The 606-nt window shown below is 46.9% G+C and carries 1 protein-coding gene; it reads left to right on the forward strand.

Annotated elements, in window-relative coordinates; all coding sequences use genetic code 11:
* Positions 1-606: sensor histidine kinase (locus R7O13_RS28695; protein ID WP_318305437.1), on the forward strand; the 606-nt coding region annotated here is incomplete at both ends.

The following is a 606-nucleotide window of genomic DNA, read 5'->3' on the forward strand; positions in this document are numbered from 1 at the left end:
GTGGTGTCCAATTACGCGTCTCGAAAATTCCAGCGCGCGATTTTAGGCTTCGAACCAGAAGAGATCGGCCGTCTGTATGGTGAACTGGAAGTCACTATGAGCACTATCAAAGAAGGCGTACTCAGCATTGACGCACAAGGTGTGCTTCGTTCCATCAACCGCAGTGCTTGCCAGATTCTCGGCATTGACAGAGATAAGGCGCTCAACAAACCGCTTACGGATACATTACGCGACAGCGACTTATATACCGTTCTTGAAACGGGTCAAGAAGATCACGACATTGAAATTTTCCTTAATCATAAGCGGTTAATTGCGAACCGCTCACCCATCTTTGTGGAAGGAAAGATTGTCGGGGCAGTATCAAGTTTTCGTTTGCGCGACGAGATCAATGAGCTTACGGAGCAGCTCTCGCAAACCAAAGAATATGCAGACTTGTTGCGTTCTCAAACTCACGAGCATAGAAACAAGCTCAATACGATCAGTGGCTTAGTACAAATGGGTGAGCTTGAGGCTGTACAAAAGCTCATCGGGCAAGAAACCGCCCATTATCAAGCCATGATTGAGTTTGTGCGAGATACCATAAAAGATCCGCTTATTGCGGGTATG

The sequence above is a fragment of the Vibrio sp. Y176 genome, assembly GCF_033438945.1.